The following is a 15,429-nucleotide window of genomic DNA, read 5'->3' on the forward strand; positions in this document are numbered from 1 at the left end:
TTTACTTAGTCGAGGCGTACTATCTTTTTGAAAGCACGCTTCTCCTTTTGCCTGACCTCTATAATATACTCTCCCGCCGACAATTTCGAAATGTCCATCTGGTAGTTATTGCGGGTTTTCCCTGCGGGCAAAATCACATGACGATGCAAGGTCCCGAGCGAGGCGCTGAAAAGATTGATTTCGATTTCTCCGCTACCGTCGTTCTCCACTACGACATTGAATTGCCCCTCAACTACGGGGTTGGGATACGCGACAACTTCCAGTGAGACCGCAGTCGTCGGACTTATTCCGGTTATTACAGGGGCCGGGTTGTCAGTAGGGTCGAGAACAACAAAGAGGGGGGTCTCCCCTACCTCGATCACAACCTGGCCATTCGTGACTTTTAAATTGTTCCATATCATGCCGTCGCGACCTGCAGTGGGGCGGTACGCGCGGGCCTCGGTAGCACTACCAATCGATAAACTATATGTTGCAGTTCGGCCCACTTCGTCGGGGATCACCAAGGCGTACATGAGTTTACCACCGTAAGTGTATTCGTCCACAATGGGATCTTGGTTCAAGGTACGCACATAGGAGTATTCGCCAAACAAATCTTTAGTCTGACGCAGGTAGTCGGCCGCCGGGCGGCGCGTTCCGTTGGAATTCAGTAGTCCCGAGCTGGCAAATATCGTTCCGGATTCGTTGTCGTCGTACATCTGGTAAAAAAACACGCGCTGAATTCCGTGACGCGCTGAGAACAAAGAGGTACGCAGAATCCAGTCGGCTTGGGTAAGCAGGGCTGACTTCTGGCCGATGGGAATGGCTTTGAGGGGGCTCTGTTGATTGACATCGAATCCCGTTTCGGTAATCCAGACGGGCATTCCATTGCAGAGTTCATTCGACACCCTGACAAATGCGTCCGCTTTTGCGTCGGCACTGGTTAGTTCGGGAGCGACGCCACGCGTAGAAGTACCACTTTGGGAAGAGGAGGCGTTGTCGGTATACACATGATAATTGATTACATCCCAGCAAAGGTTCACCTGACCGTTGGGTTTGTAGCCCCGAAATTCTTTGCACCAATCCACCATACCCCGGATGTACTCCGCGCCGCTCACCAGGCCGGCGATAACCACTTTCATATTCGGGTCAGCGTTCTTTACACCAATACCTGCTCCCATCGTGTTCTTGTGACCGTCATAAAAGGCCGACATGTTGGCTGCGTACTCCCGGGCGGTTTGGTAACCTTTCCGTCCCTTCCACCACTTGTCCCGCTCGTTGTCACACTCGAGGTACTTGATAAGATCGGTGCCTATCCTCACCGTGTTTACTTGGTCGCCCGGCCAGCGGGGCTTATCGTACACGCTCAGGAGTTTGGGATCTACTCCTTTGTTGCTGCCATAACGGGCGGTGTACTGGAAAGCGACTCGGGCCTGCTCACGGTAGGAGGCTGGATCATCAAAAGCACGACCATAACGCACCGGGACATTTTCGTGGTCCCGCTCTGCCGCCGGATAGGTAGCGAGAATCCAGTCGGGCACGGTTTTGAGGCAGGCCAGTACTTCGATGCCTTCGGCCTTGCAACGTTCATAAATTTTGTCATAATACCAGCCTCCGCTCAGGGTAGGGCTGTAAGAATAAACCCCTTCGGCGGATTCTAGTTTTTGCCAGTCCATATAATGCCTGATCCCGGCGAAGCTTTTGGCCAGCTGCATTTTTGGCTCATTGATTTCGGTGGGAATGTTAGGGTCCAGAAAGTTCCATTCGTAAGCATTCACGCCCAGCATGTCGCGGAGTTTCACCGGACGCGCTGCCGGGGTTACCGATACCGGATTGCCGGCCTGGTATTCGCCGTACAGTTCCAGCTCAGTGGGGAGTCCGCCCTGCGTTGTCAAAACCAGGTAGCGGATGCCTTTTACCGGAGTGTCAAGGCTGAATTTTGCGTCCCCAGCCGCCTGCCGATTGGGCTCGGGACCTACCCATTCATTGTATACGCTGCCCGTAAAAGTAGCTACGGAAATTCGCTTCCAGTCTGAGGTAATGACAGAGAGACGAGCAGGGCTGCCTGTAAAAGTACCCTCGAAATCAAACATCCTGATGTGGTCGAGGGTCATGCTTTCCCCTTCGCGGAGCGGATAATAGGCATCGTAAGTACTCAATACCAGCCCGTATCCCAGTATTACGTTTTTCTGTGTCTCGCCATCAAATAGTGCGGCCAGGCTGTTGGTCGTGTTATTGAGAATGTACCATCTGTCGGGATCAATGGGAATCTTGCGGGCAGGATCGAGGGTGATTTTAGACGCCGCTGCCTGATTCTTAATCCCATTTTCGGCGGTAAGGAAGTTGGTGTTCCCGAGATGGGAAGTCATGGAGAGCGTCAGCAGAAGCGTAGACAGCAGGAGAAAGCTGAGTATTTTATTCATGATAAGTGCAGTAGTGTGTGTGCTGCAAGACAGCCGCTTATCGGTTGTCTTGCTACCATTGTATGTACGCTATCCTACCAAAGAAGGTTCACTTCCGACCCCGCCAGTAGTCCCGATTCATTTTGAAGTGGCGATAAAGATTGCGAACCCCCGTGATGAGAAAGTTGTCACTTTGCCGCCAAACTTCCCGACTGATCGTGCTTGGTTCCTCGCTGCTGTTACTTTGGGTCAACAATTCTTGATATGCCTCAAAGAATATACCTTTCCCCTTATTGTGTAAAAACGACATCATCATCAGGTACTCCGTCTTATCGGGCCGAGTGTCCTCCCTGAACCGGCCAAATTTTTGAAAAAAAGTGGAGCGCCGCAGGTGGGGGTGGTCGCTGTACATGAAAAATTTCCGATAGCCCGACTTCCATGGGCTGAACTGCATTTCGGCAAATCCATCACCGATAGAGCGCAGGTAAGGGTACTTAAAATAACCGTAGAAGCGGGCGATGTCCATTTCAGGATCCTCTTTGAGGATGGAAAAAGCCTTCGATAAAGCAGGAACAAACTCAGGGTTAGGTACGAAATCTTCCTCGATGAAAAGCGTGTACTCCGTTTTTACCGCGTCCTGGCCCTTATTGAAATTATGGCCCATTCCCTGGTTTTTCGGCACAGTAAGCAGGGTGTAGCCCAGCTCATGCCGAAAATTTTGCAGTCTCTCGACGTGCTCGGGCTTACTCCCGTCGTCGGAAACCACTATTTCACCAAACTGTAGCCCCAGTTCACTCACTGTCCGCACCAACCTAACCAGGGAAAGGCTACGATTGTAATGACTAATCAGTAGCGTTATTTCAGGAAATGAGACCGTTTGCATCAGGGTAGTTTGTAAAACCTAAAAATCAATTACCCTCAGGAGGAGAAGCCAAGCTGTAGTTTGAGCCGTCGCATGAACGCCTTGCCAATACCACCGTCGTCCATCAGCCGCCTTGAAGAGGTGAAAACTCGCGCTCCTGAATCGGTGACCCACCGTAGTTTTCCTTTCTCGGTCAAATCCAATGCCATGCGGCCGTCCTCACATTCGTTGACGAAATCGCTACCCGACGCATTGGCGTACACCCGGTTGCTCCGCACGCGGAAGCCGCCGATTTGGCGACCCGTTTCGGTGACAAAGCCCATGTTGAAGCCAAAGACGTTCATGTACTCCTTATTTCTTTTCCGGTAATAGATAAGAGGTACCGTGAAAAGCTCGTACAACGAAAGACCCAGCCTGCTCTGCCCCGCGGGTGGAATGAAAGAATAAACGCTGTATACTCCGGCAACATTGTCGTTTTGTCGCATGGGTGCCACCATTAGGTCAATCCAATCAGGGGGATAGAAGGTGTCCGAATCGGCGCAAAGGTGGTACTTGCCCCTGGCCTTTTCTAAGCCAAGTTGTCGAGCGTAGGGCGTTCCCTGAAGGGGTTGCTGATAGCTCTTTACGCCCAGGGTGTCTAGTACTTGCTGGGTGTTGTCGGTCGAGTTATTATTGATGGCAATGATTTCGACGGACAGCTTGGTAGTGGAAGCCGCTATGGACGATAGCGTTCGGTAGATGTTGTTTTCCTCGTTCCAGACCGGAATGACCACGCTAACTTCTGGATTGGGATCATTGAAACGTTGCAGGGCACTTTTCAGCGCGTCAAGTTCAGCTACCGAAAGGTCTCCGAACTGCCGTCCTTTGAACAGGTGGGGTTTGACCCATTGAGGTAGAGCGAAGAGGTTCATCATAGATGCGTTTTTTCTTGAGTATGATCGGCAGCCTTTCTTCGCGACTTATCCCAAGCCGCCTTTTGTTGGCCCGTAAGATACCGTCTTATTCCCATCAGCACAGCGTAGTTCATCATACAAAAGTAATAAGGTACAAAAAAGATTTTACTCTTTATCTTCTTATTTTCCAAAACCCAGCCCGCCAGAGCCATGGCGTAGAAAAGCAGTTGGGCAAAAAGTAAGAGCAGGTAGAAGGTTTCACCCGAAGTAGCAAAAATAATGCCATTGACGACCAAAGCCAGAATCATCAGAAAAGGCGTCACCGTCCAGCGCAACACCCGGTGGCTTATGTATTGGAAGGAGAGTAGAGGATCCTTTACGGGATTGGCCGCTTCCGGCAACCGTAAAATAGACTGGATTCCCCCGGCGGCAATCCTGACCTTTCGCTTCAACTCCTCCCCGATGTTTTCGGAAGATAGTTCTGTAGCGTAGGCTTCCGGCTCATAGACGATGCGGTAACCCCGTTGCGCAATCTGCATCGAAATCATGAAGTCATCCAAAATGGTATCGTCAGGAACGGGTTGGTACAGCGACCGCCGAACGCTGAATAATTCGCCCGCCGCCCCTACCACCGAATGTAGTTCGGAATCCCATTTTTTGAGAGTAGATTCGTACTTCCAGTACATGCCTTCCCCAGCGGTTGCATCGGCATTTTCCTCAATTCTGACCCGTTTTTCGCCCGAAACCGCACCGACTGTTGGATCTTGGTAATGCCTTGCCAGCAACAACAGCGCGTCTTCGTTCAGATAAGTATTGGCGTCAGTAAAAACGACCACATCCGCCTCGACCTGTCGCATGGCCCGGTGAATCGCGTTGATTTTGCCCTTGCGCTCGGGCGCGTGCATCAGTTCGATATTGGGAAAGTCCCGAATTACTTCCGGGGTGCCGTCCGTGGAGCCATCGGTAACGAACAGCAACGAAAGTTTTTCTTCGGGATAGCGCAGTGCGAGCGTATTCTCGATCTTGGCAGCCATAATGTCGGCCTCGTTGTAGGCCGCAACCACTAACGCCAGCGAAGGGTGTCCGCCCTCTGGAATAATTGGCGTGGGTCTTTTTCCTTCAATCAAGCGCCTTAACCGAACCAGGACAAAAAGTACCAGTCCGTAGCCGACATAGGTATAAAACACAATAAAGGCAGACGCCCAGAAAAGTACTTTCATCGGTTTATAGTCGATAGCCCAAGTCTGGGCTGTCCGGTTTGTGAGTAAAATGCCAGCCTATAGCCCGGAAGAAAACTTTGATAAACCCATACTCTCCGTTTTTCAGGTAGGTCAAGAGGTTTCGGGGCGTCACGATCAAAGCGTAGTAAACGCAGAACACCAGAAACACCGGACGAGAAGCGTGCTTGCGCTCGAAAAGGATTCGGTTCCGGGTCATGAAGTACTCTTTGAGCGCCGACCGCTTGCCGACCGACACGGATTCTTTGTGATAAATCGTGGCATCCAGGTTGGCGTACAGTTCATAGCCCGCTTTCTTCACCCGCTCGCCCCAGTCGAGTTCTTCGTAGTACAGAAAGTAGTTTGTATCCATCAGTCCGGCTTTGTCAATGGCCGCTTTCGTGACCATCATGGCCGCGCCGTGAACGTAGCCTGTTTCTCCGATTACTCCATTGTATTGGCCGCGATCGGTCTCGAACAGGCCAATACACCGATTGCGGCCCGTTACAAAGTCCATTTCCGTGTAGCCTGCATATTGAATAAGGTGGCGGTCTTCGTAATAAAGGATTTTGGGGGAAACCATACCGACTTTCGGATTGCTTTGCAATGTCGCGACGAGCTTTCCGACCAGTCCTCGTGTCACTTCAGTGTCGTTGTTAATCAGGAAATAGTACTTTCCTTGGGCCGCCGCAATACCCAGATTATTTCCTCCCGCAAAACCCAGATTCTCCTCAGAGCGGATAAATGTAAAGTTGGGAAAGCGACCCCGCCAGTCGTCAGTCCAATCCTCACGGCTTCCATTATCCACGACGATGACCTCAATAGCGGGATAGTCGTTGAATTTCAATATGGATTGAAAGAGCGCCTCCGTGACAGCGGGCTGATTGAAATTCACGGTGACAATCGAAACCAAATCCATATTTTCTCGCCTTGCGGTTATATTACTTTTGCCCACCAAACTTACGAATATAGGTTCAGGTAGTTTCCTTTATCCTGAATCTGTTGGGTTTTCGAGTAATTATCACTGTATTTCGGTTTTATTATTTGTACAAAAAACAAAGACCATGAATTCTAAAAATGAAAATCGCCGGAAATTTCTGCGCGACTCCGTGCAGTCGGCCGCAGGCCTGATGATGGTGCCGCTGATGAGCCAGGCAACTGACCTTTCACCAAAAAAGACAGCTTCGACTGAAACTACCCAACCTCTCCCCGCGCCGCGCATCAAATTTGCCGTTATCGGCATGAACCACGGGCACATTTATGGTCAGGTCAACGCGGTGCAGCGAGGCGGCGGGGAGTTGGTTTCGTACTACGCCAAGGAATCTGAACTGATGGCGGACTTCAAAAAACGCTTCCCAGAAGCCAAAGCCGCCGCCAGCGAGAAGGAAATTTTGGACGATAAATCCATCCAACTGGTACTTAGTTCCGGTATTCCCGCTGACCGCGCCCCACTAGGTATCCGGGTGATGAAAAGTGGAAAGGACTATATGTCGGACAAGCCAGGCATCACCTCGCTGCCCCAACTGGCGGAGGTGCGTAAGGTGCAGAAAGCCACCAAACAGATTTACTCCATCATGTACAGCGAACGCCTCGAAAACAAGGCGACGGTGAAAGCGGGCGAGTTGGTGCAAGCCGGAGCCATTGGTAAAGTAATCCAGACCATTGGCTTGGGTCCGCACCGGATGAACCCCAAGTCGCGTCCCGAGTGGTTTTTTGAACTCGACCAATACGGCGGCATCATCACCGACATCGGTTCCCATCAGTTCGACCAGTTCCTATTCTTTACCGGCTCGACCGAAGCGCATGTCGTAGCCTCGGAAGTGGGGAATGTAGCCCACCCGGAGTATCCCGGTCTGCAAGACTTTGGCGATGTGATGGTGCGCGGCAACGGCGGCATGGGCTACGTACGCGTGGACTGGTTCACGCCTGACGGCCTGAAAAGCTGGGGCGACGGTCGCCTGACGATTTTGGGAACAGAGGGATTTATCGAGATTCGTAAGAATGTAGACATCAGCGGGGCTCCGGGCGGAAATCATCTTTTTTTAGTAGATCAGAAGGAAACCAAAACTATCGACACCAGCGACGTAGATTTGCCCTACGGACGGCAGTTGGTAGACGACGTCATCAACCGCACCGAAACAGCCATGACGCAGGCACATTGCTTTTTGACGATGGAACTGGCGCTGAAGGCACAGGCGCAGGCGGAGCGGATTAAGCTGTCTTGAAGGTAGTTGAGACGGCCTATTGCGGAGAGTAGTTGTTCAGCAAATCTGTCGGAGAGTTGAGGCTCTTCACCCTGTTCAGACTCAGATTTGACTTTTTTCTACCTCTTGTCTGGGGGAGTGAAAATACCGTGGGCAATTGTATAAAACTGGATATTTTTAGGAGAGCAATTATACGCAATAGCTGCTGAATACTTCTCAGTAACGTTAAAACTATCGATCACCCATTCTCCGGCTACTTCCAATTTGGTAGTTTCCAATTTATGAAATCCAGTCAGGGCCGGCACCTGAGAGAAAGTTTCATCAATACCGCTGCCAATTGCCTTCACAAACGCCTCTTTCCTAGTCCACAACTCGTAAAAACGGACCGTAGACTTCCCATCAGCTTCAATGTATTCTCTCTCTTGAGCAATGAAGCTGATGGGAATCACATCTGTGAAAGCAAAATCAGGTTTTATCTCTTCAACATCAATTCCCACCCTATCCCTGCCAATAGCCAGTAGAATCCAGTTTCCCGAATGAGCAGCGTTTACGTGCCAACCGAGGTTGTTTGGTAATTCAGGTTTGTTCCTAAGACCCTTCGTCAGATGAATGGCCAACGGGTCTTGATTGGTATATCTCCCAACCAGAATTCTCAAAAGACTTCGTGTATACAGTGAACGTAAACGGTCATCCCTTCGATGGTATCGCCCACCCCGCTCAATTTCATCCGTGTGAAGCAGTGCAGACCAATCTGGCTGATGGATGGTGTCTTCTGCGCAATAAAATCGAAATACTGCTATATCATCTGTGTATAAACAGCTCCTCCAATCCTGCCATTCGACACGCTCATATTCTTTGCAGACGATCGAGCTATCATCTTGTTTTTTGTCCACATTTGAGCCTAACTCGTTCATCAGCCATTCGTTTCTCACTTACTTTCAGTCAGAGCCTTTTGAATGATTCGAGCAGTTCCCTGGGCGTGTGAGTCTTCAAACATCGTCTTATGATCGCCGGGTACTTCATAAATTTTCACACCTTTAAGCGCAAATTGTTTCCAGCCCAGAAAAGTAAAATCTGCCACAAAGTAGGGGCGTTTTTTGGCTCGGAACAAAGTAACCTGGCCGTCAAAAGGCCTGATAATATGCTTTTGGTACGCGTTTTCCGAAACTATCGTAATACGGTCCAAATGATGCAACACGTCGTCGTCTGGCTTCGATTCTTCCCGAAGACCAGCAACCTTTACCAACTCAGTAAATTTGCGTTTGAAAAAAGATTTCTGGTAAGCAACCGTTTGCGCGGGATCGCGTATGAAAGAACGAATCACCCATATCAGCTTAGGAAATTGCCGCCGGATACGTTTGTAAAGGTTGCTGGCATCCAATACCTGGGAATTTATAATTTCGGCATCGGTGTCTAAAAGGCCCAGAAGGCGAACGTCCTTTTTCATTTCGTAAAGAATACGGGCCATTTCTACGGCTACGTATCCTCCAAATGAATAACCTGCCAGCGCGTAGGGACCCGCCGGGTTGTGTTCAAGCAGTTCACTGACATAGAAAGCAGCCATATCATCTATGCTTTCCAATAGCTCATCCTGTCCATCGAGCCCCCGCCCCTGAAATCCATATACCGGCTGGTCTGGATCCATATTCTTGGCTACGCTGTTGAAATTCATCAGATTCAACCCATGGCCATGGACGAAGTAAATGGGCATCTTGGTACCTGTTGGTTTGATGGGTACCAGCGATTTCCAGGTGGTTGCTTTTTTATTGGTCTGCAGTAATGAGGCTAATTTCTGAACGGTCGGATACTCGAAAAGCGTGGAAAGTGGTAGTCGCTTCCCGGTTTCTTGCTCGATTCGTGTCATGACCTGCACGGCAATCAGCGAGTGCCCACCAAGCTCAAAGAAATCGTCAGTATCATTGATTGTTTCCAGCTCAAGTACATCCGACCAGATGGCCGCTACCAACTCTTCTTCTCTGGTTTGTGGCATAGCCGACGAAGCCGCCGATTGGCTTTCACTTTCCGGTTTAGGTAGTGCCTTCCTGTCAATTTTTCCATTGGGGGTGAGAGGCAGTTGGGGAAGGACGACGAACTCAGTCGGTACCATGTAATCCGGCAACAAATCCGTTACCCGCTGCTTCCACCCTTGTATCTGCTCTTTCGATGCGGTCGGAACATTGTGGGTGAGTGAGTCAGGGGTAGTTTCTGGCACCACATACGCGGTCAAGTACTGGTAGCCGGGCCGATCCTCGCGAGCTACCACTACAGCGTCTTTAATATCTCTATTCCCCAATACGGCATACTCAATTTCACCAAGCTCGATGCGATATCCTCTGATCTTGACTTGCTGATCCATTCGACCCAGGCAGTGAATCTCACCATGGGGCGTCCATTTTCCCAAGTCGCCGGTGCGATACAGTAATCCATCGCCAAACGGGTTTTTGATAAACTTTTCCGCGTTCAGTTCGGGCCGATTATGGTAGCCGCGCGCCACGCCCTCCCCGGCAATAGTAATCTCGCCTACCGACCCGATGCCCAACTGGTTTCCTTCGGCATCCAGAATGTACACCTGCGTATTCTGAATAGGTCGGCCAATGGTGATAAGGTTGTCGGTCGGGAGTATTTGTTTACCAGTCGAATAAACGGTCGTTTCTGTTGGTCCGTACATATTCCACAGCGAAGCACAACGGGTCATTAGCTTTTGGGCCAAATCTTTCGACAATGGTTCTCCACAGCATAGTACTTTCAAAGGCAGAGGCGTTTCCCAGCCAGCCGCCAGCATCATTTTGTAGGTAGCGGGTGTAGCCTGAATCATCGACACCTGCTCATTTTGAACGGCTTCCAGCAGCAGCCGACCATCGCGGGTAGTTTCGGTGTCGGCGAGCACGAGCGTCGCTCCAACCAGCAACGGGAGAAACAATTCCAAACCGGCGATATCGAACGAAATTGTGGTGACCGCCAGCAAGCGGTCGTCCGGCGTGATACCCGGCCAATCAATCATGCTCGTTAGCAGATTGACTAGGTTATGGTGCTCGATCAAAACCCCCTTGGGCCTGCCCGTTGAGCCGGAAGTGTATAAGATATAGGCTAAATCATTGCCCCCAGTGGATACGGCTGGCTCGGTCGGGGTTAACACAGAAGATTCGGCCAATGCCTTTTCTACCTCCACTTCCATAATTGATATATTCAACCGGCCGGCATATTTTTGCGCTGTGATGACCATCTGGGCCGAAGAATCGGTCAGCATGTAGGCAATCCGATCGTGTGGATAGGCCGGGTCAAGGGGTAGATAAGCCGCCCCGGCTTTTAGAATGGCCAGCAGCGAAATCAGCATTTCGGGCGAACGGTCGAGGGCCACCCCTATGATGTCGCCTTTTTGGATGCCGCTTTCTATCAGAAACGTAGCCAACTGATTTGCTATTTCGTGTAAACGCCGGAACGTCAGCTTCTGATGCTGAAATTCAAGGGCGGTTTTTTCCGGAAACTGCGCCGCGGTTTCGGCCAGAAGTCGATGGAGTTGCTGTTGTTGCGTAGTGGGCGTTGATGCCTCCTGAATTGGTGTTTCCGCCTGAATCAGCGATTTTACGGGCTCATTAGTCACAGCCCAGTCCAAGGCATCAATGCGTATTGCTGGGTTTGATACGACTTCACGGAGCAGGTTCTCAAACCCCGCCATCATCGCGCTAATGGTTTCAGGTTTGAACAATTGCGTGTTGTACGACCATTCCAAAGTCAACGACTGCTCAGAACCGGACACATTTAGAAATAACTCGAAATTTTCATACGCCCGTGGGTTGCTTATAAGTTGGTAGGTCAATCCATGAAAATTGACGTCATCGGCCAAGCCCATATCGACGTTGAGAATGACTGGCACCAGGGGTACCCGCGACGGATCGCGGGCCATGCCCAATTTTTTTAACAGACTACCGAAGGTCAGTCGCTGATGGTCGTAGGCATCCATCAATTCGGTTTTGCGTTGCTTAAGAAAATCGACAAACCGCACTCCTTCTAGCAACTGCGAACGCAACGGCAGCAGATTGACGCAATGCCCGACGAGTCGGTAGTCGCCCGTAACTGATTGTCCGGCGGCTGGTAATCCAATGCTGATCGTATCCTGACCAGTAAAACGATGCAGCCACACGTCGAAAAGCGTGACCAGCGTTGTGACAAAACTACACCCGGCTTCTCGGCCCATATTTTTCAGGGCGGCAACCAACGTTTCGTCCAGATTAAAATCTAACCGATGACTTTTGTAAGTACGGACGGAAGGGCGTGGGAAATCAGTCGGTACATTGACCACCGGAACGTCTTGTTTGTACTGGTCGAGCCAGAACTTCTGAATCTCCGCGTACTGCGGACTACGTTCAAATAAAATCTGCGCATCGGCAAATTCTTTGAACGAAACTGGTTCGGGCAACGCAGCGAATTGGTTCTGAACATTGGCAGAGTACAGTGCGCTCAGATCCTGCATTAAAATGCCTATCGACCAGCCATCGCAGACGATGTGATGGGCCGTAAGCACCAGGTACGAATTGTCCGCTGAGAGCGTCAGCAAAGCTGCCTTGAATAAAGGCCCGTGCAACAGATCGAAGCTGTACTCGGCCTCCTGCTGGAGAAAACCAGCTACGGCTTGGGCCTGTTCGGTGGGTGTTTGTTCGGTGTAGTCTTCGAACTGCACCCGGACAGGCGAGTCGTGGAAGATAAGCATCTGCTGACCATCGGCGCTGAAAGCGGAACGCAGCGACTCATGTCGCCGAACGAGCTTCCGTACGGATTGTTCCAAGGCAACCCGCTCGGGAACGCCTCGAAAACGCAAAGAAACCGACTCATTGTAAGCCCGGTTGGCATCGGGGCCCCCTAGTACGCAGGCCGTCCAGATTTCCATCTGCGGCTCGGTGGTAGGCGATAACCGACTTATCTCGGGGCCTTGAAATGGGTTAAATTCTAGCGAAGCGACGGTTTCAGTTGAGAGGGGTTCGACCATAGAAGTCTATTTTGTTTCGATCTGCAAATACTTTCCAGACGTATCCGGATCAGGCAAAAACCAGCCCGGATTACCTGCCTGATCCCGGCCCAGCCTGGCCCCCGGAACGGGCGGCTGGTTCAACTCATCCACTACCATTGGTACAGCCTGAAAAAAATCGGCTTCAATCATTTCGTCCACACTTTCGCCGAAAAGCTCGATCACCCGATCGATTTCTGCGTCGGTGTGGGCCTCGGTGATGAAGCAGGGAAAGCCGTCCCAAATGTGAATGCCTTTTTCCCGCATCAGCGTGAACAACAGCTCACTGTAGGCTACTTCCTGATGAAATTTGATTCGCCACAGCGAGCCAAACTGAGTCACGGAAAGCGGCAGTTGCCGACGCTGGAATTCGGTATTGAGCGCTTCGGCAAGCCGTTCGGCCCTGGCGGTCAGGCGGCGCTGTAACTGCGAACCTTGTTGTTTCAAATGGAGTAATGACGCTCGGGCGGCGGCCAGCGCCAAAGGGTGACGCACGAACGTTCCGGCAAAGTACGTAACGCCAACCTCGGGGAACGAACTATCACCGTACTGCCAACCTCCTCCATCGAGCGCATCCATGAACCGTTTTTTTCCGGCAACTACCCCAATGGATAGTCCACCACCCACCACTTTTCCGTAGGTAGCCAGATCGGCCTGAATGCCAAACAAACCTTGGGTTCCCGCCGGATGCATACGGAACCCGGTGATGATTTCGTCAAAAATCAGCACAGTTCCGGCCGCTTCGGTCACAGTGCGCAACTCCTTCAAAAATTCGACTGGTTGAAATTCCGGGCGGCGGCTCTGCACGGGTTCTACCAGCACGGCGGCGATTTCCTGCGCCCGTTCCCGGATGATCTCCAGGCTTTCTTGGGTGCCATAATCCAGAATTAACATATTTTGTACCGCCTGCGGCATAATGCCTGGTGCTGCAGGAAATGACTTCAATTTCTTGCTTCCCCGAACGATTACTTCATCAATAATCCCGTGGTACGATCCGGTAAAGGCCACAATCAGCGAGCGGCCCGTGACCGTCCGGGCGACGCGCATGGCACCCAATACCGCTTCCGATCCGGTATTGCACAGTGCGGCCCGGTCGGAGTGAGTCAGTTCACAAACCAATTGACAAACCTCACCCGCCAGTTCGTGCTGGGGTCCAACTTCAAAGCCGTTATCCACCTGCTGGTGCAGGGCTTCTTTGATAAAATCGGGTTGGTAGCCAAACATATTCGAGCCAAATCCATTCAGCATATCGATGTACTCGTTCCCGTCGATGTCCCATAGTCGACTTCCTTTTGAACGGTTGACCACAATGGGATATACCAATTCTTTCGTCAGCGGTTTGAAACCCGACACCACGCGGGGATCCGCCATGTGGGGGCGGTGCTGCTGCGTGTACGACTTACTGCCGGCCGTCTTTTTTGTATATCGTTCAGTCAGTTTTTGGAGGAAAGTCTGTTGTGTAGCCGTCAGTTCGGTCTCCTGCCGTTCGATTCGGGCGGCTGCGCCAAATGGCTTTTTGATATCGGCCGCTTCCTCGGCTGTCAGATCGTTTGCCTCAACGGCTGATTCTTCGCCATTTAGTAGCCCATTCGTCTGTTGCTTTCCATTGACTGAAGCATTATTCGTGCCAATTACAGGAGTGGCAGGCGTGGGTATTGGCGGGGCAGGTTTGCTCCCTTGTAGCAAGGCAATCTGCTGCGATAGTATTTGCAATTGTTGCGCAATCAATCCAATGGCTGGGTTGGTCTCTCCTTGGTTGGTAGCGTAATTGATGGGCGAATTCGATACCATTGCCGGAGTCGGAGCAGATAGTGCGGGTTGGTATGCCCCGGCGGGCAAATTCTGATCGAGATAGTTTACCAATAATTCGGGCGAAGCATATTCTTCGTTCAGTTGCCGGAAGGTTAATGGCAAACCGAATTCCTTTTTTAGCATAATCGCCACCTGCGTCAGCAGCAACGAATCCAGTCCCAATTCAATAAATGTTTGGTCGGGTCTCACGTCCGCCATTCCAAAGCCCGAGGCGTCTTCTACGATGGCTTTGATCTTTGCCAGTAAAATATCGTTTCTCATTACTTTCGATTCTTCGATAATTTGTGGTACTTCATTGATATGAGTCTCAGATAATTGGCTAACAGTTATAGGTAGTACGGGATCGACCCAGCAACGTTTTTTGTCGAATGCATAGGTGGGAAGTACGAGTTTGGCTCTTTTTTGTCCGGCATAAAACAGGCTCCAGTCTGGCTCGACCCCGTTGAGCCAAAGTTGCCCGAGTGTTTCCAGTATCATCCGGTACTCGGACGAGTCTGCTTTGGGTGGTTTCAGGCTGTTCAAAGCCGTCACCTTACGCAAACCGGCCTGCTGCCGAGCCATCGTAGTCAAGGCCTGCCCGGGCCCTGTTTCCAGAAAAACCGACTGCTGACGTTCAAGCAGGGTTTCGAGCGCATCGGCAAAGCGTACGGTGTGCCGCAGATGTTTTGCCCAGTAAACCGGGTCTGTTGCTTGGTCGTCAGTCAGGTAGGTACCCGTCACCGTCGATACGACTGGCCTTTGCGGCGGGTGCAAAGTTACGCTTTTCACCAATGCAGTGAAGCGGGGCACGATGGGGTCCATCATGGCCGAATGAAAGGCGTGGCTAGTGGACAGCAAGCGATTGGGTACTTTCTGCAAATTCAGTTGCGCGGCAAAAGAAGCTACCGCATCGTCGGGACCCGCTACTACGCACAGCTGCTTAGTGTTGATGGCCGCAATCGACAAGGTTTCGGGTAGTATGGCCCGCAGCGCCTCGGCTTCCATCCGAACCGATAGCATACTCCCCTTTGGCAATTCGCTCACCATCTGCCCCCGGCCCGCGACTAATTTCAAGGCATCAA

The 15,429-nt window shown here is 51.2% G+C and carries 9 protein-coding genes; 1 reads left to right on the forward strand and 8 read right to left on the reverse strand.

Annotated features, from left to right (window positions below; all coding sequences use genetic code 11):
• Positions 1 to 5: 5 nt before the first annotated feature.
• From ACEW8P_RS20630 to ACEW8P_RS20650, 5 genes are all read right to left on the reverse strand, one after another.
• The gene (locus ACEW8P_RS20630; protein ID WP_373514963.1) at positions 6 to 2,399 is read right to left on the reverse strand and encodes a T9SS type A sorting domain-containing protein; all 2,394 of its coding nucleotides are present in this window, start codon (positions 2,397 to 2,399) and stop codon (positions 6 to 8) included.
• 88 nt (positions 2,400 to 2,487) lie between these two features.
• Positions 2,488 to 3,261: a glycosyltransferase family 2 protein gene (locus ACEW8P_RS20635; RefSeq protein WP_373514964.1), complete on the reverse strand. Its 774-nt coding sequence runs from the start codon at positions 3,259 to 3,261 to the stop codon at positions 2,488 to 2,490.
• A gap of 35 nt (positions 3,262 to 3,296) precedes the next feature.
• Entirely contained in the window at positions 3,297 to 4,154 is an 858-nt protein-coding gene (locus tag ACEW8P_RS20640) for a glycosyltransferase family 2 protein (protein ID WP_373514965.1), read from the reverse strand.
• Positions 4,151 to 5,353, reverse strand: coding sequence for a glycosyltransferase family 2 protein (locus ACEW8P_RS20645; RefSeq protein ID WP_373514966.1), 1,203 nt, complete (start codon positions 5,351 to 5,353; stop codon positions 4,151 to 4,153). Before ACEW8P_RS20645 ends, ACEW8P_RS20640 begins: the two co-directional genes overlap by 4 nt.
• Before the next feature lie 4 nt (positions 5,354 to 5,357).
• The gene (locus ACEW8P_RS20650; RefSeq protein WP_373514967.1) at positions 5,358 to 6,269 is read right to left on the reverse strand and encodes a glycosyltransferase family 2 protein; all 912 of its coding nucleotides are present in this window, start codon (positions 6,267 to 6,269) and stop codon (positions 5,358 to 5,360) included.
• 145 nt (positions 6,270 to 6,414) lie between these two features.
• Between ACEW8P_RS20650 and ACEW8P_RS20655 the strand changes: the two genes are divergently transcribed.
• Positions 6,415 to 7,575 (forward strand): Gfo/Idh/MocA family protein, encoded by a 1,161-nt coding sequence (locus ACEW8P_RS20655; RefSeq protein WP_373514968.1) that lies wholly within the window; start codon positions 6,415 to 6,417, stop codon positions 7,573 to 7,575.
• A 98-nt stretch (positions 7,576 to 7,673) separates the two neighbouring features.
• On the opposite strand, the gene ACEW8P_RS20660 is transcribed toward ACEW8P_RS20655, so the two are convergent.
• The 3 genes from ACEW8P_RS20660 to ACEW8P_RS20670 form a co-directional block, all read right to left on the reverse strand.
• Positions 7,674 to 8,468 (reverse strand): 4'-phosphopantetheinyl transferase superfamily protein, encoded by a 795-nt coding sequence (locus ACEW8P_RS20660; RefSeq protein ID WP_373514969.1) that lies wholly within the window; start codon positions 8,466 to 8,468, stop codon positions 7,674 to 7,676.
• Positions 8,469 to 8,482: 14 nt separating this feature from the next.
• Positions 8,483 to 12,538, reverse strand: a complete 4,056-nt coding sequence (locus ACEW8P_RS20665) for an amino acid adenylation domain-containing protein (protein WP_373514970.1) — start codon at positions 12,536 to 12,538, stop codon at positions 8,483 to 8,485.
• A gap of 6 nt (positions 12,539 to 12,544) precedes the next feature.
• Positions 12,545 to 15,429, reverse strand: a 2,885-nt coding sequence (locus ACEW8P_RS20670) for an aminotransferase class III-fold pyridoxal phosphate-dependent enzyme (RefSeq protein WP_373514971.1), incomplete at its 5' end; no start/stop codon positions are given.

Source organism: Persicitalea sp. (assembly GCF_041751555.1).
Taxonomy (GTDB): Bacteria; Bacteroidota; Bacteroidia; order Cytophagales; family Spirosomataceae; genus Persicitalea.

Bases quoted from the DNA above. Each gene is read 5' to 3' on its own strand.
- ACEW8P_RS20630 (WP_373514963.1), bottom strand. From the start codon at position 2,399: ATGAATAAAATACTCAGCTTTCTCCTGCTGTCTACGCTTCTGCTGACG.
- ACEW8P_RS20635 (WP_373514964.1), bottom strand. From the start codon at position 3,261: ATGCAAACGGTCTCATTTCCTGAAATAACGCTACTGATTAGTCATTAC.
- ACEW8P_RS20640 (WP_373514965.1), bottom strand. From the start codon at position 4,154: ATGATGAACCTCTTCGCTCTACCTCAATGGGTCAAACCCCACCTGTTC.
- ACEW8P_RS20645 (WP_373514966.1), bottom strand. From the start codon at position 5,353: ATGAAAGTACTTTTCTGGGCGTCTGCCTTTATTGTGTTTTATACCTAT.
- ACEW8P_RS20650 (WP_373514967.1), bottom strand. From the start codon at position 6,269: ATGGATTTGGTTTCGATTGTCACCGTGAATTTCAATCAGCCCGCTGTC.
- ACEW8P_RS20655 (WP_373514968.1), top strand. From the start codon at position 6,415: ATGAATTCTAAAAATGAAAATCGCCGGAAATTTCTGCGCGACTCCGTG.
- ACEW8P_RS20660 (WP_373514969.1), bottom strand. From the start codon at position 8,468: ATGAACGAGTTAGGCTCAAATGTGGACAAAAAACAAGATGATAGCTCG.
- ACEW8P_RS20665 (WP_373514970.1), bottom strand. From the start codon at position 12,538: ATGGTCGAACCCCTCTCAACTGAAACCGTCGCTTCGCTAGAATTTAAC.